This window comes from Pararhizobium sp. A13, from assembly GCF_040126305.1.
Classification (GTDB): Bacteria; Pseudomonadota; Alphaproteobacteria; order Rhizobiales; family Rhizobiaceae; genus Pararhizobium.
The window spans coordinates 2,923,919-2,949,373 of the sequence record NZ_CP149510.1 but is presented as its reverse complement, the minus strand read 5'-3'; the positions used below and the strand labels follow the sequence as shown (position 1 = coordinate 2,949,373).

Sequence of the window (25,455 nt, the reverse complement as noted above, 5' to 3'; positions counted from 1 at the left end):
GTTTCAAGCTATGGAAAGCAGTTCTTGCAAAAAAGCAAGCTTCGCAAAAGCGTGCCGCCATAATCTGACTTCCCAGCACGAGAGAAAATGGGCAGATTTCTCATATGCGCGCGAATCATGGGGATGGGGGATAGAAGTGCAGACGAATTTTGAAAAAAAATGCCTGCCCAATGCAAAGTTTGGGTTTCTTTCAGCTGCTTTGTTTTCTTCTCTCGTAGTCCATCACGATGTATTCGCCGCCGACACAGTTTTCGACGAGCTGCGTTTTGGCATGAGCGCCTCGATCAATGGCAGCGGCACACACGAATCCGGCATATTTCCCTCCGCCACGATCTTCTTCGATCCCCTGTCAAGCGGAGAGGCCGTAACGTGGCAGCAATCCATTCTGGAACCCAGGATCTATCTCGGGACTTCTGTCGGGACCGGCGACGGCGCCGATCAGGTCTATGGCGGCCTCGCCTGGACCCTGGATGTCACCGAAAAGCTCTTTGTCGAGCTTGGCCTCGGCGGAACGGTGCATAACGGCGACTTGAATGACGACGGCACGAACGGACCGAAACTCGGATGCCGTTTCCTGTTTCGCGAACAAGTCGCCGTCGGTTACCGGATAACGGACAACTGGCAGATTTTGGCCACTGCGGACCATTCGTCGCATGCCGATCTTTGTGACGGACCGAACGATGGCCTCAGCCATGCGGGCCTTGCCGTCGGTTACAGTTTCTAGCCTCGCCGTTCAGCCGGCCGGCGCAACCTCCAGCCCGACCAGTCCGATTTTCGTGTAGCCCGCCCTCTGGATGAGGTTCATGACTGCCATCAGTTCGCCGTAGTCGACGGTCTTGTCGGCGCGCAGCAGGATACGCGTCTGTGTATTGCCCTCGGTGATGCGGTCAAGTTCCCCGACAAAATTGTCACGTCCCGTTTCCTCATTGCCGAGTGCCAGGGAAAGATCCGCTTTCAGCGTGACGAAAACTGGCTTGTCGTCGCGCTTGGTCGGCTGCGCTGCCGATTGTGGCAGATCGACCTTCATATCGACGGTGGCGAGCGGCGCCGCCACCATGAAAATGATCAGCAGCACGAGCATCACGTCGATGAAGGGCGTGACGTTGATCTCGCTATTTTCCTCGAGGTCGCCGCCACCTTCGCTGATTTTGCTCGCCATGGTCTTATCCGATCCGTGCGATGCCGGCGTCCGAATGCACATGGCTTTCGGCCTTGCGCGGCGTGAGGCGGCGTGCCTGGCGGAAGTCGAGATCACGGCTGACGAGCCGCTCGACCGCCGCCGACGCATCGGCAAGGACGAGGCGATAACCGCTGATCGAGCGGGCGAAATAATTGTAGATGACCACTGCCGGGATAGCGGCAACGAGGCCGATGGCTGTCGCCAGCAGCGCTTCGGCGATACCCGGCGCGACGATCGCCAGATTGGTCGTCTGCGCCTGACTGATGCCGATGAACGAATTCATGATGCCCCAGACCGTGCCGAAGAGCCCGACGAACGGCGAGATCGAGCCGATCGTCGCAAGAATGCCAGTGCCGCCGGCGACGCGCTTTCCGGCTCCAGCCTCGATGCGGGACAATTGTGACGCCACGCGTTCCTTGACGCCCTGCGTCGACACCAGGTCGAGAACCGCTTCCGATTTCGACAGTTCGTCATTTGCCGCGGCGACCATACGGCCTGCCGGGCCTGACCTGCCGGACAGGCTTTCGCCAACATCGCGCAGAACGACCGCATCCGTCAGGAGGCGAACCGCCCGCTTGACGCTTCGCTTGGCGGCGGCCAACTCGAACATCTTGACGAGCAGGATCGCCCATGTGGCGACCGATGCAAGGGCAAGCGCGCTCATCACACCTTTGACGACGACGTCTGCGGCAAGGAACATACCGAGCGGAGAAAGATCGTGCGGCAGCACCGGGTTGGCTGCTGTCGCCACGGTCTCTTCGCTCTGTCGAACGGCCCGCGCCGGGGCTGCCTGATCTACGGGTGCGCCCTGCATGGCTTCGCCTGCAGGTGCATTTTCGGCCGATTGCTGCATTTCGGTCGCAACCGGAGCCGGGTTTTCCTGTGCGTACAGCGCTCCGGCATTCGAGAGCGCCAGCAATACTGCCGCCAGCATCATCCATTTCGGCTTTACCCGGTTTGGCATGACCTATCCTTACCTTTCAATCGCCCTGCCATCCCCAGGGAGAAGAGGTGGAGGGAACGCGATCCTTCAAACGAAAGCTGACGAAGACGGCGCGCCTCGTCGATTGCGGCTTCATACGACACACTATGGCGGAAACGCAAGGATTTGTGGAGTTTTTTCATCAAGAATAAACATCGACTCACTGATCGAGTGGTCTTTGATTGCACCAGGCGCCTTCGCGACGGCGCTATTTCCGGTATTCAAGGGGCGTCGAATTGACCCGTTCGCCAATCAAAGGTCCTGCCGCAACAGGAAAGCCGCCATGCCAAAAATGCACATCAGCAGTGCAGTTTTGACAATGCCGGGCCGTTTGAGCAAAGGAAAACCACGCAAGCGAGCCCAAGCCAAGAAACACGGGCGCAAACAGGACGGCATGACCAAAAGCCTGCTCTTCCTCCACCGCGCGCCGAAATGCGTCACGCCATTTTGCCCGCGAAAACCCGGCGTACAGCCAAGGGAAAGGCGATGTAGCGCGCCCGACCGCCGTTTTTCGGTTGTTCTTCAATAGATTCAGGAACTTGCAGCTTGGTTTCGAGCGCGTCGGCCTGGGCGCCGCGAAAACGCGTGCGCCATGCCGCCATGCCCCCTGTCCTTCACCCATGGATGCTATCCCATCCGCGCCAACCCAATCTCATTCTGCAACCGCAATAGGTAAAATGCAACCAATGCGATTTTCGCCTAAAAAATGAGCATTGCCTTGTCGATCGAGCGAGCGGTTATTTTTCCGGTCCATTATCTCATTGGACATAGGGCCGGAACATGCAATTATTGCGTCGCCATATGCCTATTTTTGCATCGCACAATTTGCCTTTCGTTCAACTTGGCAGCCGTGTGTAAATGGGGTAGCACATGGTCGGCGTTAATATCTGCGGCATAATTGTGTGCCAATTTGCTGCAAACGGAGGATCCCCATGACAGGAAAAAGCGCAGTCGTAACAGTCGACAACAAAACGGTAGAGTTACCGGTGCGATCGGGGTCGATAGGTCCGGATGTGGTCGATATCGGCACGCTCTACAAGCAGACCGGTCAGTTCACCTATGATCCAGGCTTCACCTCGACGGCATCGTGTGAATCCAAAATCACCTATATCGACGGGGATCAGGGCGTCCTCCTGCATCGCGGCTATCCGATCGAGCAGCTCGCCGAACACGGCGACTTCCTCGAAGTCTGCTACCTGCTGCTTTACGGCGAACTGCCGACGGCAGCTCAGAAGAAGGACTTCGACTATCGCGTCACGCACCACACCATGGTGCATGAGCAAATGTCGCGCTTCTTCACCGGCTTCCGTCGCGACGCCCATCCGATGGCCGTCATGTGCGGTTGCGTCGGAGCCCTTTCGGCGTTCTATCACGACTCGACCGACATCACCGACCCGCATCAGCGCATGGTCGCCAGCCTGCGCATGATCGCCAAGATGCCGACACTCGCGGCGATGGCCTATAAATACCATATCGGCCAGCCCTTCGTTTACCCGAAGAACGACCTCGATTATGCGTCGAACTTCCTGCGCATGTGCTTTGCCGTGCCGTGCGAAGACTATGTCGTCAATCCGGTGCTTTCGCGCGCCATGGACCGTATCTTCATCCTGCATGCCGACCACGAGCAGAACGCCTCGACCTCGACGGTTCGCCTCGCCGGCTCGTCTGGCGCCAACCCGTTCGCCTGCATCGCGGCCGGCATTGCCTGCCTCTGGGGCCCCGCCCACGGCGGCGCCAACGAAGCAGCGCTCAACATGCTGTCGGAAATCGGCTCGGTCGACCGCATTCCGGAATATGTCGCTCGCGCCAAGGACAAGAACGATCCGTTCCGCCTGATGGGCTTCGGTCACCGCGTCTACAAGAACTACGACCCGCGCGCCAAGATCATGCAGAAGACGACGCATGAAGTCCTGGCCGAGCTCGGCCACAAGGATGATCCGCTGCTGGAAGTGGCAATGGAGCTCGAGCGCATCGCTCTGACGGACAGCTACTTCATCGAGAAGAAGCTCTATCCGAACATCGACTTCTACTCCGGCATCACGCTGAAGGCGCTGGGCTTCCCAACGACCATGTTCACCGTGCTGTTCGCGCTTGCCCGCACAGTCGGCTGGATCGCCCAGTGGAACGAGATGATCGAGGACCCGGAACAGCGCATCGGCCGGCCGCGCCAGCTTTACATCGGCGAACCGGAACGCGACTACATCCCGGTTTCCAAGCGCTAAGCAGCGGAACAACAAAACGGAAAAGCCCGGTCAGAGATGGCCGGGCCTTTTTTTGTTGAGTAGGTCAAGAACGATACGGGCGGCAGTATGGCCGGGAGGTTTTTCTGTCGCCATACGCTGCCAGACGGTGCGGAAGCCGGCCAGCATGGCCTCGCGCTCCGGCGTAGCGGTGGTCAGGCGCTCCATCCAGCGCGCCAATGCACCGGGCCGGATGGCTTCGTTCAGATATTCCGGAACGACCGGGTAGTCCGCCACGAGATTGGGAATGGCGGCCGTCCATATCTTGATGCGCTTGTGCATCAGGCGAATGATCCAGTCAGCCTTGTAGGCTGAAATCACCGGTATGCCCGCCAGCGCCAGTTCGAGAATGACGGTGCCGGAGGCGGCGATTGCAGCGTCAGCCTCAGCGAAAGCCTGCCACTTCGCCGCAGGTCCGACCGTGATTTCCGGCTTGATGGCCCACGACGCCGTGATCTGCCGCACCAGGCCTTCCTGTCTCGGAACAGTCGGAAGCAGGAACCGCATGTGCGGATGACGGCTGCGCAGCTCTTTCGCCGTCTCGCCGAAATCGGGCAGCAAACGGGTGATCTCACTCGCGCGCGATCCCGGCAGCAAAAGGCAGGTGGCTGGCGCGGTATCAGCCCTTGCGTTGCGCTTTTCTGCCTGTCGCTCCCGGACAGCGAGTACATTCGCATCGCTTGCCAGTCTGTGCCCTACATAGGTCGTCGGCGGCCCCTCCAGACGCTGCATGACCTCCGGCTCGAAGGGCAGCACGGCAAGCACATGATCGACATAAGGTCGCATTTTGATGGCCCGCTCCGGCTTCCATGCCCAGACGCTGGGGCAGACGTAATTGACAATCGGCAGGTCCGGTAAAGACTTGCGGGCAATTTTCGCGACGCGGTGCGTGAAATCCGGGCTGTCGATAATCACGAGGATATCGGGCTTGGCGGCAATGATCGCCTGTGCCGTCTGGCGGATGCGCAGGATAAGCTTCGGCAGCCTCGCCAGCACTTGCGAAATGCCCATGATGGAAAGTTCGGAATAGTCGAACAGCGATTTGAGGCCTTCCGCCTCCAGCCCCTCACCGCCGACGCCGATGACAGACAGATCGCCGCCGACTATCGGGCGCAGCGCTTTGACGAGATCGGCCCCAAGCAGGTCACCGGAGACTTCGCCGGCAATGACAGCAAGTTTGAGACCGCCTGTGCTCATCGCAAGCCTCGCAGGAACGCGCGATCGATTCCGGTGACGAAGATGCCGACGTCATTCGCCTGCGAAATCATCTCCGACCGCTCAAGGACGAGCGCGCGCCCCGCCTCGACGGCAATACCGGCAAGTCCCGCAGCCCGGGCGCCCTCGATCGTCGATGCGCCGATCGAGGGCAGATCAGCGCGCAGATCCTGCTGCGGCTTGCATAGCTTGACCAGCACGCCGCGTCGGCGGGCCGAGATTCGCCCCTCCGTCCTGAGTGTCGCGACCCGGGCGAGCATAGCGTCCGTTCCCTCTGGCCCCTCAAGCGCAACGACACGCCCGCCAACGGCGACCGCGCCCTGCCCAACATCAAGCTTGCCGAGGGCGACCGCGGCGGCGGCGGCAATTTCAATATCCTTCCAGTCGTCCTGATCCGGTTCGATCGCGCCAAGCGGCCCGGTTTCCGCCAGCAACTCGGGAATGATGTCCTGCACGCCGATGACGCGGGCGCCGCTTGCCTCGATCAATTCGATGGCCATTTTCAAGACCGCATCGTCGCCACCGGACAGCAGCGTCTTCAGCACGCCCGGCACCTTGGTGAGCGTCTTCAATGTCGGCTTGATGTCACGCCATTCCGGGCGGCGACGAACGGCGCCGGACAGCACGACGCGATCGATCCCCTCATCGCGGAAGACCGCGCTGATCGCCTTGAAATTGCCGATACCAAGGGACTGATGGTCGAAATCCGACCAATCCAGCCCGGTTTCGTTGCTGAGTGCAATGATGTAGGGATTTTCGCCTCTCGCCCGCGCCGCTTCAGCCACGTGGTGGGGCAGCATGCCGCCGCCGGCGATGATAGCCAGCCTTCCATGCGTTTCCGGCTGGCTGTCGATGGACATCACGCTCAGCCTTTTTTACCCCGGCTCGGCGAAGACAAGGCACGATCACTTTCGGCCGCGATGAAATCGAGAATTTCCATGGCCGGTACGCAGTCGACGTAGTCCGCGCGGATGGCAGCGGCATTGGCGCGAATGGATTCTGGTCCTTCGAAAATCTGTTTATAGGCGCGGCGAACCTCGTGGATCGCCGATTTTTCGAAACCAGCCCGCGCCATGCCAACCACGTTGAGGCCGCTCAGGATACCCGGGTTTCCGTTCAGCATGCCGTAGGGGATGACATCGTAGCTGACCGCAGAGAGACCGCCGATGAAGGCTTGCCGTCCGATGCGGGTGAACTGGTGGACTGCCGAACCGCCGCCGAGAATGGCGCGGTCCTCGACCGTCACATGTCCCGCCAGCATGACGTTGTTGGATAGGATGATGTTGTTACCGAGGTGGCAGTCATGCGCGACATGCGCATAGGCAAGGAAGAGGTTGTTGTTGCCAATGATCGTCGCGCCGCCATGCTCGACGGTGCCGGTATTCATCGTCACGCCTTCACGGATCGTGCAGTTTTCACCGATCGTCAGGGTCGTATCGACGGCGCTGTGGTGTACGCTCTGCGAATCGCCGCCGATCACAGCGGACGGAAAAATCTTCGATCCCTTGCCGACCGTCGTGCGCCCAAGTACGACCACGTGGCTGATCAGTTCGACGTTGTCTGCGAGTACGACTTTTGGGCCGAGATGGCAGAAAGGCCCGACAACGACGTTGTCGCCGATCACCGCTCCGTCTTCGACAACCGAGAGCGGGTGGATCTTCGCAGTGGCTGCAATCATGTTCAGGCGTCTTCCTTGCTGATAATCATCGCGCCGATATCAGCTTCCGCGACAAGTTGCCCGTCAACTTTTGCATCACAATGAAATTTCCAGATATTACCGCGCTGCTTCTGCTTGACGACATGGAACTCGACGCGATCGCCCGGCACGACCGGTTTGCGGAAGCGGGCATTGTCGATGGTCATGAAATAAACCAGATTGCTGCCGTCACCGGTCTTGCGGGCGCAAATCGCGCCGGCCGTCTGAGCCATGCCTTCGATGAGCAGAACACCGGGCATGATCGGCTGTTCGGGGAAATGGCCCGTGAAGTGTGGCTCGTTAGCCGTCACGTTCTTGATACCGATCGCAGAATTGTCGCCGTCGATCTCAATGATCCGGTCAACAAGCAGGAACGGATAGCGGTGGGGAAGCAGCTTCAAGATTTCCCGGATATCGGCCGTGCCGAGAACGGTGGTTCCTGCTTCACTCATCGTTGCCTCCCGATTTTTTTTGTCTGCTATGTGCCCGTGCCGCGATTTCGGCGATGTCGCGAAGGAAGTCGCGCATCGGGCGAGCCGGTATCCCACCGTAGCGCTCATTGGGCGGAACATCCGAAGCGACGCCGCTCATCGCGGCAATCTGCGCCCGGTCGCCTATCTTGATATGGCCATTCACCGCAGCCGCGCCGCCGATCATCACACCGTCGCCAACAACGGTACTGCCGGCGATGCCGACCTGGCTGACAATGCCGCAATGCCGGCCGATGCGGACATTGTGTCCGATCTGAACCTGATTATCGATCTTTGTGCCTTCGCCGATGACAGTGTCGTCCATCGTGCCGCGATCGATCGTCGTGTTGGCGCCGATCTCTACATTGTCCTGGATAATGACGCGGCCGATCTGAACGATCTTGATCATTCCGCCCTTCGGGCCTGGCGCATAGCCAAAACCATCCTGGCCGATACGCGCGCCGGGATGGATGATGACGTTGTTTCCGACCAGCGCACACAGAATGCTCGCTCCGGCTGAAATGGTACAGTCCCGGCCAATGCGAACGCCAGGTCCGATCACTGCGCCTGCGCCGATCCGTGTCCCCTCGCCGATTTCGGCGCCGGCGCCGATCACGGCCATGGGCTCGATTTCGACATTGGCCTCGAGCCGCGCTTGTGGATCGATAATCGCTGCGGAGGAAATTCCGGCTTGCGAAAGGTTACGCGACGGACGCATTGCGATCTCATGCAGATAGGTCCCCGCCAAGGCGAAGGCCGTGTGCGGATGCGCGGTCAACAGAACAGGGATATGCGGAGGAACGAGCGGCGCGATGGTCTTGTCGCAAACAATAGCGGTCGCCTGACAGGTTTCCAGCTCATCGCGGCTCTTGCGGGACAACATATAGCATATGTCGCCCTCCTTTGCGCGGTAGACCGGCGCCACCGACCGGACGAGCCGGTCGGCTGAACTCTTATCTTCAAGCGTCGCACCGATCTGGTCCGCCAGATCGCTCAGGCGAACCCCCTCATGCGGCGGGAAGAACCAATTATATTCCATGGCCAACACTCCAGAACAGTTTTGGCAGGCAGTTCTGGACTGCAAGGATCAGAAGGAGGACGAGATACCGAACTTGAGGTTCTGAACCCTGTCGAAATCTTCCTTGGCGATCGGGAACGCATAATCGACGCGCAGCGGACCGAAGGGCGATGCCCAGAGCAGACCGAGACCGACAGACGCCCGGAGCGAACTCCCGGTACCGCGAACCCCGTCGGCCGCGGTCACGTCCACATCGTTACCGTAAAGCGTACCGGCATCGGCGAACACGGCACCGCGGAAACCTGCGTCGCGTGAAACGAATGGCAACGGGAATGTCGCCTCGGCGGAAGCCGTGAAATAGGTCGTGCCGCCGATGGCATCGCCATTTTCCGCGCGCGGGCCAACGCCATTACGCTCGAAGCCGCGGATATCGTTGCTGCCCAACTGGAACTGGTCGAACACTTCCATCTTGCCACCGGTGTTGAACACATGGCCGGCACTACCCGCGAGCGACGCGATGATATCCGCATCGTCATTCACCGTGTAGTACCACTTGAATTTACCGGTCAGCTTGTAGAAGTCAGACGTTCCACCGAGACCGGCATATTCCTGCGTCGCTGTAGCCAGGATGCCTTCGTGTGCCTGCTGTGCATCGTCGAGCGAATTGTATGTCAGAGCCTGCGAGACCGAAGAACGGTCCCACGGAGAACCATTGACGGCGCGATCATACGGGCTCGAAAGATCATCCGTGTCGCCGTGATAATCCATCTGCGTATAGTTGTAGCGCAGCGTTGTCGACAGCCTTTCAGTGATCGGCGCGGTTACGCGCAGACTGAAGCCCTGGTCCTCATAGCTGTAGTTGTCTTCATCATAGTCGTTTTCGTTCTTGAAGACATCGAAGCCAGCGGCCAGACGATAGCCGAGGAAATAAGGCTCCGTGAACGAAACATTGTAGGTCCGGCTGTCTTCACCACGACCGGCCGCCAAGCGGATGTACTGGCCGCGGCCGAGGAAGTTTTTCTCCTCAATCGAGGCTTCGACAAGGAAGCCGCCGCCGCTGCCGGCCGCATAGCCCGCGCCGATACCGAACGAGCCGGTCGACTGGTCCTGCACATCAACGACAATCACGACGCGGTCGCCCGCGCTGCCCGGCTGCGTGCTGACGTTGACGGCGGAGAAGTAACCGAGAGCTTCAAGGCGGCGCTTGGCCGTCGCAATCATCTCCTGGTTGAACGCATCACCCTCGCTCATGTCGAATTCGCGACGGATGACATAGTCGCGCGTGCGGGTGTTACCACGGATTTCGATGCGCTCAATATAGGCGCGCTCGCCCTGATCGACGAGATAGTCGACAGCAATCGTCCGGTTGCCGAAATCGCGGTTACCGCGCGGGGTTACGCGAGCGAACGGATAACCCTGGGCCGCAACACGCTTGGAGATCGCGGAAATGCTTTCCTGAACGTCCTTGGCCTTATAGATCGAGCCTTCGGAGGTCTGCACGAGACCCTTCAATTCTTCGGCATTCACGCCTTCGACGGTCGATTCAACGTTGACCGGTCCAAAATCGTAGCGCTCACCCTCTTCGACTGTGATCGTCACGGTGTATTCGTTGCTGGTTTCATCCAGGACCGCATCCGAGGAAATGATCCGGAAATCCGCATAGCCGCGATTGTAGTAGAACTGGCGCAGCAGCTCTTCGTCCGCACGCAGCTTGTCGGCGTTGTAGACATCCTTGCGGTTCAGGAAGGAAAAGATGCCCGATTCCTTGGTGGCGATCACCGCCTGAAGACGGCCATCGCTGTAGGCATTATTGCCGACAAAGTTGATCTGCGTGATCTTCGTGCGATCACCTTCATTGATGACGAAGGCGAGATTGACGCGACCTTCCGCGATCGGAACGACCTGCGTCGTCACCGTCACGTCGTTACGGCCCATGGCTGCATAGGCATCCTTGATGGCCTGAATATCGGATTCCGCCGTCGCCTCACTGTAGGGGCCGAGCGAACGCGTGCGAACGACGCCCTGCAGCTTCTCGTCCTTGATCTTGCGGTTGCCGTTGAAAACGACCTGATTGACGAGCTGATTTTCGCTCACGGTAACGACAAGCGTACCGCCGGAAACATTGATGCTGACGTCGGAGAAATAGCCGGTTGAATAGAGGCGCTTCACGGAAGAATCGATATCAGCATTGCTGAAGCTCTTGCCGGGGACGATAGTGATGTTGGCGCGGACAGTTTCCGGGCTTACTCGGGTGGCGCCACGGACTTCCACGCGGCTGATCGTTGCGGCTTCTGCTACAGATGCACTTGCAAGCGTTACAATGCCAGTCCCCGATGCGACAATCCCAGTAGACAGCGCAACCGCCGACACCGCGTTCAAAAATCTTGAACCAGCTTTCATAAATCTTACCTTCTTCCCAATGCCCCGCAGCGAACTCGTACCGACTCCGGTCACGGTTGCCGTTTTAACCGCTTTTCTCATACAAGCAAGGGAGCTCGTTAATTTCTGTTTACTTCAATTGAAACCGTGTCCTAACGGCCACTACGAAGTTGCTTTATCGTAAACAATTCCTTTCGATCAACCCCTTGAATTCACAATAGGGTCGACCGGCTCCCGAATGGCCCGCACCACCGGTGCATACCCAAAATCCCTAGCCCAGAAGCGAGCTTATGTCGTTCCATGTGGCGAAGACCATCAGCATCAAAACCATGGCAAAACCGATACGGAAAGCGATCTCCTGTGTCCCCGGTCCCACAGGTTTTCCGCGGACTGCTTCCACCGCATAAAACATCAAATGCCCTCCATCAAGTACGGGAACGGGCATAAGATTGAGAAGTCCAATGGAAACTGAAAGTACCGCTGCCAGTTGCAGGACGGCGGCAACGCCGATGGTCGCCATCTGGCCTGAGGCCTGGGCAACCCGGATCGGCCCGCCGAGCTGGTCGGCCTTCATCCGGCCGGTAACGAGATTGGCCAGATAATTGAACGTGCCGGTGACGATGTGCCAACTTTCAATGACGCCCTGCCCGACGGCCTCCATTGGGCCAAAGGTCTGCAGGCGGAAATTGCCGGTTTCCTGGTTCGTCAGGATACCGATGATACCCAGTTCCATCTTGTTGCCGAACTGATCGGTGATCTCGGTGCGCTGTGGCACCATCGGCAGATCCAGCAATTCGCCCTTGCGCTTGATCTGAATGGTGATCGGTGTTTCCGGGCGAACACTGACATAGCGGCGCACGTCGTCGAAGGTTGTCACGGGCGTGCCGTCGATGGAAACGAGCAGGTCGCCCGGCAGCACGCCGGCCTGGGCAGCTGCGCTGTTTTCCTTGACTTCGGCGACGACCGGATCCGCCACGGGCTTGCCGTAGATGGAAAAAAGTACGGCGAAGATCGCGACGGCCAGGATGAAGTTGGCGATCGGACCGGCGGCGACGGTAACAGCACGTTTCCACAGCTTTGCGCCAAGGAAAGTGCGACCACGGTCGTCGGCGGAATATTGCTCGAGGCGACCGTAGTCCGGAACGCTCGCAGCATCCTCGTCGCCGAAGAACTTGACGTAGCCGCCGAGCGGAATGGCACAAACCTTCCAGCGTGTCCCGTGTTTGTCGGTATAACCGAGCAGTTCCGGGCCGAAACCGACGGAGAAGGCGAGGATGCGGATACCGGACCATCGGCCAGCCAGGTAGTGGCCCATCTCGTGCACGAAGACGATCAGCGTCAGAACCAGCAAAAACGGCACGATATAGCCGAGAATAAAGTGAAGCATATCGGCCAGGTAAGCCATGTCATCCCTCGATCAGGTATGCGGCGCCATTCACGGCCCCAGCAGAAGTGCCCCCATAGGCGCGTTTTGTCCACCGGCAGCCATGACTTGCACCAAGACAAATAAAAGCGCGGCAAAACAGGCAAAAACAAGTCCGTCGACACGATCCATGACGCCGCCATGACCGGGAATGAGCCTGCTCGAATCCTTCGCACCGAACCGGCGCTTTATATAGGATTCAAAGAGATCGCCGATCTGACTGGCGACGGACAGCGCCAGCGCCAGCAAAGGAATGCGTACGTCGTCCAGCGAAAAATGGCTGAGGAACACCGCGACGCCTGCAATCACGCCGGAAACTGTGCCCCCGATCGCACCCGACCAGGTCTTTCCGGGCGAAATGCGCGGCGCCAGTTTCGGGCCGCCGATCGCCCGACCGGTGAAATAGGCGAGAATATCCGTCGCCCACACGACGGCGAAAATGAAGATCATCGCGACCAGGCCGATATCGCTGTCGCCCCGGATCGCCGAGAGCGAGATGCCGGTAAGCCCGGAATAGACGATGCCGCCGGGCAGCCACCAGCTGCCGCTGCGCAGAGAGACCCAAATCGCGGCAGCAGCGGCAAATGCTGCCAAAGCCAGCAAAGTCAGTTGCGCGTTATCAAACAGAATGAGAGCGGCGATAACGGCCTGCGAAAGCCAGCCGAACGCGTTGCCCTGATAGTCGCGCTCGGAAAGACGGGTGATCGTCGACCATTCATAGTAGACGAGGAGCGCGATAGCGACAGAGAGCAATTGGAAGACGGTTCCACCGGCCCAGGTCGCGCCAAGGGTGACGACAGCCAGAATGATACCGGAAATGATGCGCAGCCGCAGTTCTTTCTGCATCAGGAGCCAACTGCCAGCGTCGGCTGCGACAGTCCGCCAAAACGGCGTTCCCTTCCGGCATAGGCGCTCAGCGCGTCGAGGAAAACCTCGCGGTTGAAATCTGGCCAAAGTTCAGGAATGAACAGAAGTTCGGAATAGGCCGCCTGCCAGAGCAGGAAATTCGACAGCCGCTCTTCGCCGCTGGTGCGTATGATCAGGTCCGGATCCGGGATGCCGGCCGTGTCGAGTTTGCTCGCAATGCGTTCCGGCGTGATCTGGTCGGCCGTCAGTCGCCCGTGCGCGACATCCATCGCCAGCGCCTGCATGGCGCGGGTCATTTCATCGCGCGAACCGTAGTTGAACGCGATGACGAGCGTGATGCCGGTATTGCTGCGCGTCGTATCCTCGGCCTCGATCAGCAAGGGAAGAATATCGCCGCGAAGATTGGTCTTGTCGCCGATCACCCGGATACGAACATTCTGCCTGTGCAGATCCGCCAGGTCGCGCCGGATGAAGGCCTTCAGCAATCCCATCAGGTCGGAGACTTCGGCCTCAGGCCGGCTCCAGTTTTCGGACGAGAATGCAAACAGCGTCAGATAACGGATGCCCACCTCGCCGGCGGTCCGGACCGCCTCGCGGACGGCTTCGACACCCTTGCGATGCCCCATCGTGCGCGGAAGCCCACGCGAATTGGCCCAACGCCCGTTGCCATCCATGATGATGGCAACGTGGGTGGGAACATTTCTAATCAATGGGTTTGACATCAGTGGCCCGAAAAAACAGAGACTCGAAAAAGGGCAGTCTAGACCTGCATGATTTCCTTTTCCTTGTCGGCGAGCAAGCGGTCGATGTCGGAAATCACCTCATCGGTCATTTTCTGGACCTTTTCCGACTGGCTGCGGCTCACATCTTGACCGATGTCCCCATCCTTTTCGGCTTTTTTCAGGCTGTCCATGCCATCGCGACGAACGTTACGCACCGCGATCTTCGCCTTCTCGCTGTAGTCATGCGCAACTTTCACCAGCGACTTGCGGCGCTCTTCGTTCAGCTCAGGCAAAGGGATGCGCAAATTCTGCCCGTCGACGATCGGGTTGAGGCCGAGATTCGATTCGCGGATCGCACGATCGACAGCGCCGACCATCGACCTGTCCCAGATTTGCACACCGAGCATGCGCGATTCCGGAACGGTGATGTTAGCAACCTGGTTCAGCGGAACGCGCGAACCATAGGCTTCAACCATGACCGGATCGAGCACATTGGCAGATGCACGGCCGGTGCGCAGTGACGCGATATCGTGCTTGAAAGCAGCAATGGCGCCTTCCATGCGACGCTTCAGATCACCCAGGTCAATACCTTCACTCATGGATCAAACTCCCGTTTTGTCGCGGCAGCATTGCCACCGCCGCCCTGTACTGCTCAATTGTCTGTTACGATGGTGGCGCGACCGCCGCCGGTCAAGATTTCTGCGAAGCCGCCCTTTTCGTGGATCGAGAACACGATGATTGGAATGCTGTTTTCGCGCGCCAGCGCCACGGCTGCAACATCCATGACGGCAAGACCTTTTTCCAGGACTTCGCTGTGCGTCAAGCGGTCGAAACGCGTCGCGGTCAAATCCTTCTTCGGGTCGGCGGTATAGATGCCGTCAACTTGCGTTCCCTTGAAGATCGCTTCCGCACCCATTTCCGCAGCGCGCAGGGCCGCCGCAGAATCGGTGGTGAAGAACGGATTGCCGGTGCCGCCGGCAAAGATCACGACGCGGCCAAGTGAAAGATGATAGAGCGTCGCGCGCTGCGAGAAGCTTTCGCAGATTTCGGGCATGGCAATCGCCGAGAGCACGACCGTATCGATATCGAGCTTGCGCAAGGACGTCGCCAGAGCCAGCGCGTTGATCACCGTCGCCAGCATGCCCATATGGTCGCCGGTTACCCGGTCGCCGCCCTTGGACGCCACCGCGACACCGCGAAAAATATTGCCGCCACCGACGACGACGCCGACTTCCACTCCCATCGCGCGCGCTTCGGCAATGTCCGAGGCAATCCGATCGGCAACCGCGACATCGATGCCAAACCCCTGGTTTCCCATAAGGGCTTCTCCCGAAGCCTTCAGCAATACGCGTTTAAAGAGAGGTTCGGCTGACATCGTCACTCCTGTCCAAGAAGGCACACATGCGAGATGGTGCTTGAAACTGATCTTTCATCCCCGCGCGGCCGATATCACCCCGGATGATGGATCTCCGAAGGAGCCTGCGCCAATGTGATGATGATGCCGGATACACGAAGGGCACCGCGTTGTCACGCGATGCCCTCCGGTTTTCCCAATCAGGATGAAGAAATCAACCCTTGGCGACGGCTGCCACTTCAGCGGCAAAGTCGGTCTCTTCCTTCTCGACGCCATCGCCGAGAAGAAGACGGGCCATGCCGGTGACCTCGATCGGCGCACCAACGGTCTTCTCAGCTTCCTTGACGGCAGCTTCGACGGTGAGGTCTGGGTTCATCACGAACGCCTGCGACAGCAGTGCAACTTCTTCGAAGAACTTGCGCATGCGGCCATCGACCATCTTTTCAATGATGTTGTCCGGCTTGCCGGAAGCGCGCGACTGCTCGATGAAGATCGAGCGCTCGCGCTCGGCAACGGCCGGGTCGACCTCAGTCGAACGGATGGCCAGCGGGTTGGTCGCAGCGATGTGCATGGCAACCTGACGGCCGATGGCGTTCAGAGCATCCTTGTCGCCGGTCGACTTCAGCGCGACGAGAACGCCGAGCTTGCCGAGGCCGTCTGCAACGGAATTGTGGACGTAGGTGGCGACAACACCATCTTCAACCGAAAGCAAAGCAGAACGGCGGAGCGCCATGTTTTCGCCAATCGTGGCGATTGCATCCGTGATGCTTTCAGCAACGGACTTGCCGGTCGCCGGGTAGTTGGCAGCGGAAATCGCCTCAACAGAACCGTCTGTGCCAACGGCAACGCCGGCGACGCCGCGAACCAGGTCCTGGAAGGCATCGTTGCGGGCAACGAAGTCGGTTTCGGAGTTGACTTCGATGACGACAGCCTTCGTGCCGGCGCTCGAAATGCCAATCAGACCTTCAGCGGCGGTGCGGCCCGACTTCTTGTCGGCCTTGGCGATGCCCTTGGCGCGCAGCCAGTCGATCGCGGCTTCCATGTCGCCATTGGTTTCGGCCAGTGCCTTCTTGCAATCCATCATGCCTGCGCCGGTCTTTTCGCGCAGTTCCTTCACCATTGCTGCAGTAATGCTCATCTTTTTTGCCTCTTCGTTTGTTCGGCTGGTCCGCAAGCCAGAATGCCGGCGCGATACCAGGAGGATGTGGCAGGGCATGACCCCTGAATGTGACATCGTGATGAAAGGCTTCATCCCGACGATACGCATCGTAAGAACCAGTGTCCGTGGGGATGGCTCGATGCAAAAGAACAAGGCCGTTCACTTCTTCAGTCGTAAACGGCCTTGTCCTGATTTTATCTAGAGGAGCGGCGGGGAGACCCGCCGTCCAGCCCGATCAGGCTTCGGCGGCTTCGGCGGCTTCTTCGAGAGCCGGTTCGATCGGCAGTTCGGCAGAGGCGCCGAGGTCACGACCGGACGAGCTCTGCTGACGGGCGATACCGTCAAGAGCAGCGCGGGAGATCAGATCGCAATAGAGCGAGATCGCACGCGAAGCGTCGTCGTTGCCGGGGATCGGGAAATCGATCTGGTCCGGGTCGCAGTTCGAATCGATGATCGCGACGACCGGGATGCCAAGGCGCTTGGCCTCGTCGATGGCGATCGATTCCTTGTTGGTGTCGATGATGAACATCAGGTCCGGTACGCCGCCCATGTCGCGAATACCACCGAGAGCGCGGTTCAGCTTTTCGCGTTCGCGCTCGAGGTTCAGACGCTCCTTCTTGGTGAAGCCGGAGGCTTCCGAAGCGAGGATTTCGTCGAGCTTGCGCAGGCGCTGGATCGAGTTCGAAATCGTCTTCCAGTTGGTCATCATACCGCCGAGCCAGCGGGCGTTGACGTAATACTGGGCCGAGCGCTTGGCAGCGTCAGCAATGATTTCGGACGCCTGGCGCTTGGTGCCGACGAACAGAACGCGGCCGCCCTTGGCAACCGTGTCGCTGACGACCTGCAGGGCGCGCGACAGCATCGGCACGGTCTGTGCGAGGTCGATGATGTGAACGTTCGAACGATCGCCGAAGATGTACGGCTTCATTTTCGGGTTCCAGCGATGAGTCTGGTGACCGAAGTGAACACCAGCTTCCAGAAGCTGGCGCATGCTGAAATCAGGCAATGCCATGCCTTTTTCTCCTTTTCCGGTTGAACCTCCGCAAGGCAAACAGCACCTTCTTCGAAGGCGCCACCGGGTGGAACGGCCCGGATTTCTCCCGGACGGTCCCAAACCTTACGTGTGGAATGGGGTGGCCTTACCCCCTGTTGCCCGATAAATCAAGGGCGAAGGCATAAAATATCGGAGGGCAGCGTGTTAGGCCTTACTTGCAGTCGCCCTGTTTGAAAACTTCGAGGTCGGCAAGCTTGCCGGTCAGCACGAAGTCGCCATAGTCCATCGTCAGATCGCGGGTTATGCCGTTTTCATAGAGCTTGAACTCCATGCGGTAGATCGGCAGGGCGTCACCGGCCATGTCGTCGTTGAAATAGGAAATGGTGACCGGCCAATAGGGCTTGGAAGCCATGGCGCCGGCTTTTCCAGCGTCGCTGTCATCGGCAATCGGGTTCCGCTGCTTGCCGACCATCGTCGTGGTGATCAGCGTCTTGTCGCCCGAATCGGAGCCGTCGAAGATGCGGGATTCGAACAGCGTCTCCCCCTTCTTCGCCCGGTCGATGACCTCCAGCATATGTTCGGTCGGGAACAGGCTCTGGGCAAGATCGACCTGGCGCTTGTCCGGCGAGGTCAGATCCACCTTCACGCCTTGGTCGGCCTCGTGGGCGGAACCGCGCACTTCCTTGTCCAGTTTCTCGTCGGTGAAGGAACGCGTCAGGAAGCGGAAATTGCCGTTTTTCAGATCCTCGTAGGTCGTCGTCTGCTGGTCCGTCAGCCTGACTTCGTCGCCGGTATCGACCTTGGTGACGAAACGGAAACTGACGGTATACCCCTCGCAGGCGGAGCCGTTGAATTCATAGACCATCCGGCCGTACATTCCAGAAATTCCGGAGCGCTCGGATGCGTCTTTCAGTTCCAGATCATACACGGCACGGTGAGGCACCAGGATATTGGCGGAAGCTGCCGAAGCGCCGCCGACCGTCACGCCTGAGAAACACGCCCATGCCAGAATGACAGAGGCAAAGCCTGAACGAAACATCCGTTTCCTCCTGTTGGACTCGCCGCCAATGCTATAAGAACACATCCGGCGAAAGCGAGGCATAGATGATCGCGAAGCGGTATTTTATCACTTCATGAATCACGCTTTGCATGCAGCATTTGGTGACAAAACACAACGGAGTTATCCATGTCCGCAGAAATCGAAGCACGTCTCAAGGAACTGGGAATCACCTTGCCGCAGGCTGCGGCTCCTGCCGCCAACTATGTTCCCTTCGTCATCAGCGGATCGCATCTTTATATCTCCGGCCAACTGCCGATGGAAAACGGCAAGGTTGCCATCACCGGACATCTCGGTGACGGTGTCGATGTTGCGACAGGTCAGCGCGCAGCCGAACTCTGCGCCATCAACATTCTCGCCCAGGCCAAGGCAGCACTTGGCGGCGATCTCTCGCGCATCCGCCGCATCGTCAAGCTCAACGGCTTCATCGCCTCCAAGCCGACCTTTATCGAACAGCATCTGGTCATGAATGGGGCATCTAACCTGATCGCCAAGGTTCTCGGCGACGCCGGAATTCATGCCCGCGCAGCCGTCGGCATGGCCGCCCTGCCCTTCAATGCTGCCGTCGAAATCGACGCCGTCATCGAAATCGCATAACGGAACAGCATCCCATGAAAGACCTCTCCTGGCTCACGGCGCAACCGGTCGCGCATCGCGGCTATCACGACATGAACCATGCGATCTGGGAAAATACGCTGTCTGCCTTTTCCCGGGCGGTGCAAAACGGCTTCGCCATCGAATGCGACCTGCAATACACGGCAGACAGCGTGCCCGTTATTTTCCATGATGACGACATGCAGCGCCTGTGCGGCATCAAGGGCGACATCCGCGAAAAGACCGCCGGCGAACTTGGACTGGTCGCCATCGGCGGCACGGCCGACAAAGTGCCGACGCTCGGCCAACTTCTGAGGCTGGTAAAGGGACGTGTGCCGCTGATCCTTGAACTCAAGGGCCGCAAGGGTGACGACGAGGGCTTTGCCGACGCAGTGCTGGAGACGTTGGAAGGCTACGAAGGCCATGTTGCCCTGATGAGCTTCGACCATTGGCTGCTGAAGGATCTCAAGGCCCTCGACCCACCCTACCCGCTGGGACTGACGGCGGGTGGCAATCAGCCGGAGTCCTTCTTCATTCACGAAGAAGCGATGCAGCTTGGTCTTGATTTTATTTCCTATTTCTATGGAGATTTGCCAAATTCGTTCATCACCAAGGAACGCTCCCTTGGCCGACCGATTCTGACCTGGACTGTCAGGGATCGGGCTGGCGCCGATCACACGTTCAACCATGCGGATCAGATGACGTTCGAGGGCTTTGATCCAAAGGAAAGGCTCACTGCTTAGAGAATGACAGGCGAAGTGAAAATCCGCATCGAAACCTCCTTTCAGGATATTTCGCGGGACAGATGGGACGGATTGTCCGGGGCCACCAAAGGACAGCCCGGCGGTCCGTACAATCCATTCATTTCCCATGCCTATCTCTCGGCACTGGAGGAATCCGGCTCAGCGACCGCGGATACCGGCTGGCTTGGCCAGCACCTGTTGATGGAGGCGAGTGACGGCAGCCTCACAGGCGGCCTCGTCTGCTATCTGAAAAACCACAGCCAGGGCGAATATGTGTTCGATCATGGCTGGGCCGATGCGCTTGAGCGGGCCGGCGGACGCTATTATCCAAAATTGCAATGCTCGGTACCCTTCACGCCGGCGACCGGTCCGCGGCTTTTGAGTGCGACGGATGCCGATACGGGCGCAGTTCGCGAGTCACTCGCGGCCGGACTGCAGGAACTGGCGCGCCGTCACAAGGCGTCGTCTGCGCACGTGACCTTCGTGCCGGAAGAGGAAATGCCGATATTCGAGAGCGCCGGCTTCCTGCACCGAACTGACCAGCAGTTCCATTTCCTCAACGACGGCTACACATCCCACAACGATTTCCTGGAAACACTCGCTTCCCGGAAACGCAAGGCGCTCAAGAAGGAGCGCCGGACGGCGCTCGAGCACGGCATCAGCATCGACTGGCTGATCGGCAGGGATCTGACCGAAAGCGTCTGGGACCAGTTCTTCGCCTTCTACATGGATACCGGTAGCCGCAAATGGGGCCGCCCCTATCTTACCCGCAAATTCTATTCGCTGATCGGCGAGCGGATGGCGGACGACATCCTGCTGGTCATGGCCAAGCGCAACGGCCGCTATATAGCCGGCGCCATCAATTTCATCGGCAGCGACGCGCTTTATGGCCGCCACTGGGGCGCCGTCGAAGACCATCCCTTCCTGCACTTCGAGGTCTGCTATCATCAGGCGATCGATTTCGCGCTTTCAAAGGGGCTGAAGCGTGTAGAGGCCGGCGCCCAAGGCGAACACAAGCTGGCACGCGGCTACCTGCCGGTGACGACCCATTCGGCGCATTTCATTGCACATCCGGGATTGAAGCGCGCTGTCGCGGATTATCTCGAACGCGAGCGGCGGGAGGTCGAGCAGATCGGCGACATCCTTGCCGATCACAGCCCGTTCCGCAAAGGTGCACGGCAAGAAATGGACGACTGAACAAGCTACGCTTTTGACAAGACACCAGGAGGAAAGACTCAAGATGAGCAGCGGCGCCTATGACAGCAACAATATCTTCGGCAAGATCCTGCGCGGCGAAATTCCCGCGCAGAAGGTCTACGAAGACGACAACACCCTCGTCATCATGGATGTCATGCCACAGGCGGAAGGCCACGTCCTGGTCATCCCGAAGACGGCATCGCGCAATATTCTCGATGCCGATCCCGCAACACTTGGTCCCTTGATTGCGATCGTCCAGAAAATCGCGATCGCAGCGCAGGCGGCCTTCGATGCCGACGGCGTGACGATCATGCAGTTCAATGAGGCGCCTGCAGGTCAATCGGTGTTCCACCTGCATTTCCACGTCATTCCTCGTCGCGAGGGCGTGCCGTTGCGGCCGCATTCCGGCAAGATGGAAGATGGTGCGGTTCTTGCGGCAAATGCTACGAAAATCAAGGAAGCGCTTGCAGGCTGAGGCTTCTCAGAATCCCAGCGCGTACAATCCCACGGCCAGGACCGCGATGGCCGTGGCGATGCCGATCGCGGGTTTCTGTCTCGTGATGAAAAAGGCCACGGCGCCCGCCGCGACCGCCCCGAGACGGAGCCAGAGCGGCGACTGTTCAAGCACGCCGGTCGGGTAAAGAATGAGCTTTGCGATGACAGCCGCCACCAGCGCCGTCGCAACCGCCCTCACCCAGTTCAATGCTTCGGAATCCTCCCGCAGCCGATTGCCCGCCACGACACCCAGCCAGCGCCAGATATCCGTCGCGAGCCAGCCTGCGATCGCGATGAAGACGTAAGCCCACCAGCCTTCAAGCACGGTCATGCGCGCGCCTCCTTGCGTTGACGCCAACTGCGCTCAGCGAGCCAGGCGGCCGTCCCGCCGCCGACGCCTGCCAGCAGGATGTCGAACTCCGGTGCGAGCCAGTAGAAGACCGGACCGGCGATAAGGCCGACGGCGAGCGCCACATAGATCACCGGATGGCGCGCCGAACTCCAGATCGACGCAAGAAAATAGACGGGTGTCAGGAAGAATAGGCAACCGGCGACAAGCGGTGGAAACTCCGCCACGAAGCGGTAGACGACGGCCACCAGCACCATGTTGGCAAGCACGAGCGTGATGCCGAACCCGGCAAAAAAGACGATCCGCCGCTCGCGCGGCACCGATTGCACCCGCTCCATCGCAAACACCCAGGCGGTGATCGCCACGAAATGCGAGAGGAACAGCAAAAGCCAGGTCGGCGTCTTCTCCGTGCGGATTTCCGGCACGAGAGCTGCCACCATCGGCATCAGCCGGATGGAGGACAGTGTTACCGCTATAAAGGCTGTCAAGACGTTGGCGCCACCGAGGATCGACGTAACGAGGATGACCTTGGCGGGCAGCGCCCAAACGGCGCCGGTCATGAACACCACCTGCTCGACCGGAATGCCGGCCTGCGCGGTAAAGGCGCAGAAGCCGACAAAGGACAGCATCAGGATGATCGCCGGCAGGCTGAAAATGCCCATCATGCCGGTCAGGAACCAATGCCGCGCAGAGCCGGCCATCTCACCACGATCCATTAAAACATCCGTTGGTTCATGCCACAAAAAAACAGTGCCGGACCATTCCGCCCGGCACTGTGTCTCTATGTTGGAGGCGCTTACTTCTTGCGCGGCACCTTCGGTACCGTGCGTCCCTTGCGGGGCGCTTCAGCAGCGATGGTGCTTGCCGGCTCCTCGGTCTTGACGGCGGCTTTCGCAGCTTTCTTCGGCTTCGCGCCGTCGTCCGGTTCCGCTCCAACGGTTTCCATTTCCTTCGGCTTGGCCGCCTTGGAAGACTTCCGTACCGGTGCGACGACCTCGGCTTTCGGCTTGATCCGCGCTGTTTCCGGCACCGAATCGAGGATCAGACCCTTGGTGCCATCGGCCTTGATACCAACAGTTACCTTGACGACACCGCCCTTCTTCAGCTTGCCGAAGAGGATTTCGTCGGCCAGCGGCTTCTTGACACTTTCCTGAATGACACGCGCCAGTGGCCGTGCACCCATTTTTTCATCATAGCCCTTGTCGGCGAGCCAGGCGATCGCATCCTGGTGCAGATCGAAGGTAACATTGCGTTCGGCAAGCTGCGTCTCAAGCTGCATGACGAACTTCTGCACCACCTGGTGGATGACCGGCGTCGGCAGCGAGCCGAACGGGATCACCGCATCGAGACGATTGCGGAATTCCGGCGTGAACAGCCGGTTCAGCGCCTCGACGTCCTCGCCTTCGCGCTTCGAGGAACCGAAGCCGATCGCGGCCTTGGCCATGTCGGACGCGCCGGCATTCGTCGTCATGATCAGGATGACGTTACGGAAGTCGATCTTCTTGCCGTTGTGATCCGTCAACGAGCCATGATCCATGACCTGCAGCAGGATATTGAACAGATCCGGATGGGCCTTCTCGATTTCGTCGAGCAGCAGCACCGAATGCGGGTGCTGGTCGATGCTGTCGGTCAAAAGGCCACCCTGGTCGAAGCCGACATAGCCGGGAGGCGCTCCAAGCAGGCGCGAGACCGTATGGCGCTCCATGTATTCCGACATGTCGAAGCGGATCAGTTCGACGCCGAGCGAGACTGCGAGCTGCTTGGCGACTTCCGTCTTGCCGACGCCGGTCGGACCGGAGAAGACATAGGAGCCGATCGGCTTGTTCGGTTCACGAAGGCCGGCGCGCGCCAGTTTGATCGCCGACGCCAAAGCTTCGATCGCCAGGTCCTGACCGTAAACGACCGAGCGCAGTTCCTTTTCCAGATTGGCGAGAACGGTCTCGTCATCCTTGGAAACGGTCTTCGGCGGAATACGGGCCATCGTCGCGATCGTCGCTTCGATCTCCTTCTCGGTGATCAGCTTGCGCCGCTTGTTCTGCGGCAGCAACATCTGGGCGGCACCAGTCTCGTCGATCACGTCGATCGCCTTGTCCGGCAGCTTGCGGTCGTTGATGTAGCGGGCCGAAAGCTCGACGGCAGACTTGATCGCCTCGTTCGAGTATTTCAGCTTGTGATAATCCTCGAAGTAGGGCTTCAGGCCCTTCATGATTTCGATGGTATCGTTGATCGTCGGCTCGTTGACGTCGATCTTCTGGAAACGGCGAACAAGTGCCCGGTCCTTCTCGAAGAACTGGCGATATTCCTTGTAGGTGGTCGAGCCGATGCAGCGGATCGCCCCGGAGGACAGAGCCGGCTTCAACAGGTTGGACGCATCCATGGCGCCGCCCGAGGTCGCCCCGGCGCCGATCACCGTGTGAATCTCGTCGATGAACAGGACAGCGCCCGGATAGTCTTCCAGTTCCTTGACGACCTGCTTCAGGCGCTCTTCGAAGTCGCCGCGATAGCGCGTGCCAGCCAAGAGCGTGCCCATGTCGAGCGAGAAGATCGTCGCGTCCTGCAACGCTTCCGGCACCTTCTTCTCGACGATGCGCTTGGCGAGCCCTTCGGCGATCGCCGTCTTGCCGACGCCGGGATCGCCGACGTAGAGCGGGTTGTTCTTCGAACGGCGGCACAAGATCTGGATCGTGCGATTGACCTCCGAGTGGCGACCGATCAGCGGGTCGATCTTGCCGCCCTTGGCCTTCTCATTGAGGTTGATACAATAGGCGGTCAGCGCATCCTGCTGCTTCTTAGGGCCGCCCTCGTCCTGCTCGCGCGAAGGTTTCTGTTCGGATTCCGACTCGTCGGCGCCGCGCGGGGTACGTGTCTCTGACGAGCCGGGCCGCTTGCCGATGCCGTGCGAGATGAAATTGACCGCGTCGTAGCGGGTCATTTCCTGCTCCTGCAGGAAATAGGCAGCATGGCTCTCGCGTTCGGCGAAGATGGCAACGAGCACGTTGGCCCCCGTCACCTCCTCGCGACCCGACGATTGAACGTGAATGACTGCCCGCTGGATAACGCGCTGAAAGCCCGCCGTCGGTTTGGAGTCCTCGTCGTAACCCGTGACCAGGTTGCCGAGTTCATTGTCGACATAGTCGGACACGGTCTTGCGAAGGCTGTCGAGATTGACGTTGCACGCGCCCATGACCGCCGACGCATCGGCATCGTCGATCAGTGCCAGCAGCAGATGCTCCAGCGTGGCATATTCGTGATGGCGCTCATTGGCCAGCGTCAGAGCCTGGTGCAGCGCCTTTTCAAGGCTGGTTGAAAATGTTGGCACGT

26 protein-coding genes are annotated in these 25,455 nt (G+C 59.4%); 6 read left to right on the top strand and 20 right to left on the bottom strand.

Going from position 1 to position 25,455, the window contains the following annotated elements; all coding sequences use genetic code 11:
• Positions 1–10 precede the first annotated feature (10 nt).
• Positions 11–724, top strand: a complete 714-nt coding sequence (locus WI754_RS14580) for an acyloxyacyl hydrolase (protein ID WP_349434168.1) — start codon at positions 11–13, stop codon at positions 722–724.
• Between the two features lie 9 nt (positions 725–733).
• On the opposite strand, the gene exbD is transcribed toward WI754_RS14580, so the two are convergent.
• From exbD to WI754_RS14565, 3 genes are all read right to left on the bottom strand, one after another.
• The gene (exbD, locus tag WI754_RS14575) at positions 734–1,159 is read right to left on the bottom strand and encodes a TonB system transport protein ExbD (RefSeq protein WP_349434166.1); all 426 of its coding nucleotides are present in this window, start codon (positions 1,157–1,159) and stop codon (positions 734–736) included.
• Between the two features lie 4 nt (positions 1,160–1,163).
• Positions 1,164–2,144, bottom strand: a complete 981-nt coding sequence (gene exbB, locus WI754_RS14570) for a tonB-system energizer ExbB (protein ID WP_349434164.1) — start codon at positions 2,142–2,144, stop codon at positions 1,164–1,166.
• A 455-nt stretch (positions 2,145–2,599) separates the two neighbouring features.
• Positions 2,600–2,764 carry a hypothetical protein gene (locus tag WI754_RS14565; protein ID WP_349434163.1) on the bottom strand — a complete coding sequence of 55 codons (165 nt, stop codon included), beginning with the start codon at positions 2,762–2,764 and terminating at the stop codon, positions 2,600–2,602.
• A 330-nt stretch (positions 2,765–3,094) separates the two neighbouring features.
• On the opposite strand from WI754_RS14565, the gene gltA reads away from it, so the two are divergent.
• The gene (gene gltA / locus WI754_RS14560; RefSeq protein ID WP_349434162.1) at positions 3,095–4,384 is read left to right on the top strand and encodes a citrate synthase; all 1,290 of its coding nucleotides are present in this window, start codon (positions 3,095–3,097) and stop codon (positions 4,382–4,384) included.
• A gap of 30 nt (positions 4,385–4,414) precedes the next feature.
• On the opposite strand, the gene lpxB is transcribed toward gltA, so the two are convergent.
• The 14 genes from lpxB to WI754_RS14490 form a co-directional block, all read right to left on the bottom strand.
• The gene (gene lpxB / locus WI754_RS14555; protein WP_349434161.1) at positions 4,415–5,599 is read right to left on the bottom strand and encodes a lipid-A-disaccharide synthase; all 1,185 of its coding nucleotides are present in this window, start codon (positions 5,597–5,599) and stop codon (positions 4,415–4,417) included.
• On the bottom strand, positions 5,596–6,477 hold the full coding sequence (locus WI754_RS14550; protein ID WP_349434160.1) for an LpxI family protein: 882 nt from the start codon (positions 6,475–6,477) through the stop codon (positions 5,596–5,598). Before WI754_RS14550 ends, lpxB begins: the two co-directional genes overlap by 4 nt.
• 5 nt (positions 6,478–6,482) lie before the next feature.
• A complete protein-coding gene (gene lpxA, locus WI754_RS14545) occupies positions 6,483–7,301 on the bottom strand; it encodes an acyl-ACP--UDP-N-acetylglucosamine O-acyltransferase (RefSeq protein WP_349437823.1) in 819 nt (272 codons plus the stop codon).
• A complete protein-coding gene (gene fabZ, locus WI754_RS14540) occupies positions 7,298–7,765 on the bottom strand; it encodes a 3-hydroxyacyl-ACP dehydratase FabZ (protein ID WP_018325212.1) in 468 nt (155 codons plus the stop codon). Before fabZ ends, lpxA begins: the two co-directional genes overlap by 4 nt.
• Positions 7,758–8,822 (bottom strand): UDP-3-O-(3-hydroxymyristoyl)glucosamine N-acyltransferase, encoded by a 1,065-nt coding sequence (lpxD, locus tag WI754_RS14535; RefSeq protein ID WP_349434158.1) that lies wholly within the window; start codon positions 8,820–8,822, stop codon positions 7,758–7,760. The genes fabZ and lpxD overlap by 8 nt, the downstream gene beginning before the upstream one ends.
• Positions 8,823–8,870: 48 nt before the next feature.
• Positions 8,871–11,201 carry an outer membrane protein assembly factor BamA gene (gene bamA / locus WI754_RS14530; protein WP_349434157.1) on the bottom strand — a complete coding sequence of 777 codons (2,331 nt, stop codon included), beginning with the start codon at positions 11,199–11,201 and terminating at the stop codon, positions 8,871–8,873.
• 250 nt (positions 11,202–11,451) lie between these two features.
• A complete protein-coding gene (rseP, locus tag WI754_RS14525; RefSeq protein WP_349434155.1) occupies positions 11,452–12,585 on the bottom strand; it encodes an RIP metalloprotease RseP in 1,134 nt (377 codons plus the stop codon).
• Positions 12,586–12,615: 30 nt separating this feature from the next.
• Complete coding sequence (locus WI754_RS14520; RefSeq protein ID WP_349434153.1) at positions 12,616–13,449, bottom strand: phosphatidate cytidylyltransferase; 834 nt, start codon at positions 13,447–13,449, stop codon at positions 12,616–12,618.
• The gene (locus WI754_RS14515; RefSeq protein WP_349434152.1) at positions 13,449–14,192 is read right to left on the bottom strand and encodes an isoprenyl transferase; all 744 of its coding nucleotides are present in this window, start codon (positions 14,190–14,192) and stop codon (positions 13,449–13,451) included. Before WI754_RS14515 ends, WI754_RS14520 begins: the two co-directional genes overlap by 1 nt.
• 38 nt (positions 14,193–14,230) lie before the next feature.
• Positions 14,231–14,791 carry a ribosome recycling factor gene (gene frr / locus WI754_RS14510; RefSeq protein ID WP_349434150.1) on the bottom strand — a complete coding sequence of 187 codons (561 nt, stop codon included), beginning with the start codon at positions 14,789–14,791 and terminating at the stop codon, positions 14,231–14,233.
• A gap of 53 nt (positions 14,792–14,844) precedes the next feature.
• Positions 14,845–15,567 (bottom strand): UMP kinase, encoded by a 723-nt coding sequence (gene pyrH / locus WI754_RS14505; RefSeq protein WP_349434149.1) that lies wholly within the window; start codon positions 15,565–15,567, stop codon positions 14,845–14,847.
• A 193-nt stretch (positions 15,568–15,760) separates the two neighbouring features.
• Complete coding sequence (gene tsf, locus WI754_RS14500; protein WP_349434148.1) at positions 15,761–16,684, bottom strand: translation elongation factor Ts; 924 nt, start codon at positions 16,682–16,684, stop codon at positions 15,761–15,763.
• 256 nt (positions 16,685–16,940) lie between these two features.
• Positions 16,941–17,717, bottom strand: a complete 777-nt coding sequence (rpsB, locus tag WI754_RS14495; protein ID WP_349434146.1) for a 30S ribosomal protein S2 — start codon at positions 17,715–17,717, stop codon at positions 16,941–16,943.
• A 193-nt stretch (positions 17,718–17,910) separates the two neighbouring features.
• Complete coding sequence (locus tag WI754_RS14490; protein WP_349434144.1) at positions 17,911–18,738, bottom strand: cell envelope integrity EipB family protein; 828 nt, start codon at positions 18,736–18,738, stop codon at positions 17,911–17,913.
• Positions 18,739–18,885: 147 nt separating this feature from the next.
• Between WI754_RS14490 and WI754_RS14485 the strand changes: the two genes are divergently transcribed.
• The 4 genes from WI754_RS14485 to WI754_RS14470 are packed head-to-tail and all read left to right on the top strand — an operon-like array spanning position 18,886 to position 21,765.
• On the top strand, positions 18,886–19,353 hold the full coding sequence (locus WI754_RS14485) for a RidA family protein (protein ID WP_349434142.1): 468 nt from the start codon (positions 18,886–18,888) through the stop codon (positions 19,351–19,353).
• Between the two features lie 14 nt (positions 19,354–19,367).
• Positions 19,368–20,093, top strand: coding sequence for a glycerophosphodiester phosphodiesterase (locus tag WI754_RS14480; RefSeq protein WP_349434141.1), 726 nt, complete (start codon positions 19,368–19,370; stop codon positions 20,091–20,093).
• A 3-nt stretch (positions 20,094–20,096) separates the two neighbouring features.
• Positions 20,097–21,290: a GNAT family N-acetyltransferase gene (locus tag WI754_RS14475; protein WP_349434139.1), complete on the top strand. Its 1,194-nt coding sequence runs from the start codon at positions 20,097–20,099 to the stop codon at positions 21,288–21,290.
• Between the two features lie 43 nt (positions 21,291–21,333).
• Positions 21,334–21,765 carry an HIT family protein gene (locus WI754_RS14470; protein ID WP_349434138.1) on the top strand — a complete coding sequence of 144 codons (432 nt, stop codon included), beginning with the start codon at positions 21,334–21,336 and terminating at the stop codon, positions 21,763–21,765.
• Between the two features lie 6 nt (positions 21,766–21,771).
• Here the strand turns inward: WI754_RS14470 and WI754_RS14465 are convergent, their stop codons facing one another.
• The 3 genes from WI754_RS14465 to clpA form a co-directional block, all read right to left on the bottom strand.
• Complete coding sequence (locus WI754_RS14465) at positions 21,772–22,116, bottom strand: AzlD domain-containing protein (RefSeq protein ID WP_349434136.1); 345 nt, start codon at positions 22,114–22,116, stop codon at positions 21,772–21,774.
• Positions 22,113–22,850, bottom strand: coding sequence for an AzlC family ABC transporter permease (locus tag WI754_RS14460; RefSeq protein WP_349434135.1), 738 nt, complete (start codon positions 22,848–22,850; stop codon positions 22,113–22,115). The genes WI754_RS14465 and WI754_RS14460 overlap by 4 nt, the downstream gene beginning before the upstream one ends.
• An 80-nt stretch (positions 22,851–22,930) precedes the next feature.
• Entirely contained in the window at positions 22,931–25,453 is a 2,523-nt protein-coding gene (gene clpA / locus WI754_RS14455) for an ATP-dependent Clp protease ATP-binding subunit ClpA (RefSeq protein ID WP_349434133.1), read from the bottom strand.
• Between the last annotated feature and the right edge of the window lie 2 nt (positions 25,454–25,455).

Coding starts and splice junctions, on each gene's coding strand:
- WI754_RS14470 (WP_349434138.1), top strand. CDS start 21,334: ATGAGCAGCGGCGCCTATGACAGCAACAATATCTTCGGCAAGATCCTG.
- rpsB (WP_349434146.1), bottom strand. CDS start 17,717: ATGGCATTGCCTGATTTCAGCATGCGCCAGCTTCTGGAAGCTGGTGTT.
- WI754_RS14565 (WP_349434163.1), bottom strand. CDS start 2,764: ATGGCGGCATGGCGCACGCGTTTTCGCGGCGCCCAGGCCGACGCGCTC.
- rseP (WP_349434155.1), bottom strand. CDS start 12,585: ATGGCTTACCTGGCCGATATGCTTCACTTTATTCTCGGCTATATCGTG.
- WI754_RS14485 (WP_349434142.1), top strand. CDS start 18,886: ATGTCCGCAGAAATCGAAGCACGTCTCAAGGAACTGGGAATCACCTTG.
- gltA (WP_349434162.1), top strand. CDS start 3,095: ATGACAGGAAAAAGCGCAGTCGTAACAGTCGACAACAAAACGGTAGAG.
- pyrH (WP_349434149.1), bottom strand. CDS start 15,567: ATGTCAGCCGAACCTCTCTTTAAACGCGTATTGCTGAAGGCTTCGGGA.
- frr (WP_349434150.1), bottom strand. CDS start 14,791: ATGAGTGAAGGTATTGACCTGGGTGATCTGAAGCGTCGCATGGAAGGC.
- exbB (WP_349434164.1), bottom strand. CDS start 2,144: ATGCCAAACCGGGTAAAGCCGAAATGGATGATGCTGGCGGCAGTATTG.
- lpxB (WP_349434161.1), bottom strand. CDS start 5,599: ATGAGCACAGGCGGTCTCAAACTTGCTGTCATTGCCGGCGAAGTCTCC.
- lpxD (WP_349434158.1), bottom strand. CDS start 8,822: ATGGAATATAATTGGTTCTTCCCGCCGCATGAGGGGGTTCGCCTGAGC.
- WI754_RS14480 (WP_349434141.1), top strand. CDS start 19,368: ATGAAAGACCTCTCCTGGCTCACGGCGCAACCGGTCGCGCATCGCGGC.
- fabZ (WP_018325212.1), bottom strand. CDS start 7,765: ATGAGTGAAGCAGGAACCACCGTTCTCGGCACGGCCGATATCCGGGAA.
- WI754_RS14490 (WP_349434144.1), bottom strand. CDS start 18,738: ATGTTTCGTTCAGGCTTTGCCTCTGTCATTCTGGCATGGGCGTGTTTC.
- exbD (WP_349434166.1), bottom strand. CDS start 1,159: ATGGCGAGCAAAATCAGCGAAGGTGGCGGCGACCTCGAGGAAAATAGC.
- WI754_RS14475 (WP_349434139.1), top strand. CDS start 20,097: ATGACAGGCGAAGTGAAAATCCGCATCGAAACCTCCTTTCAGGATATT.
- WI754_RS14520 (WP_349434153.1), bottom strand. CDS start 13,449: ATGCAGAAAGAACTGCGGCTGCGCATCATTTCCGGTATCATTCTGGCT.
- WI754_RS14460 (WP_349434135.1), bottom strand. CDS start 22,850: ATGGATCGTGGTGAGATGGCCGGCTCTGCGCGGCATTGGTTCCTGACC.
- WI754_RS14550 (WP_349434160.1), bottom strand. CDS start 6,477: ATGTCCATCGACAGCCAGCCGGAAACGCATGGAAGGCTGGCTATCATC.
- WI754_RS14515 (WP_349434152.1), bottom strand. CDS start 14,192: ATGTCAAACCCATTGATTAGAAATGTTCCCACCCACGTTGCCATCATC.
- WI754_RS14465 (WP_349434136.1), bottom strand. CDS start 22,116: ATGACCGTGCTTGAAGGCTGGTGGGCTTACGTCTTCATCGCGATCGCA.
- bamA (WP_349434157.1), bottom strand. CDS start 11,201: ATGAAAGCTGGTTCAAGATTTTTGAACGCGGTGTCGGCGGTTGCGCTG.
- tsf (WP_349434148.1), bottom strand. CDS start 16,684: ATGAGCATTACTGCAGCAATGGTGAAGGAACTGCGCGAAAAGACCGGC.
- WI754_RS14580 (WP_349434168.1), top strand. CDS start 11: ATGGAAAGCAGTTCTTGCAAAAAAGCAAGCTTCGCAAAAGCGTGCCGC.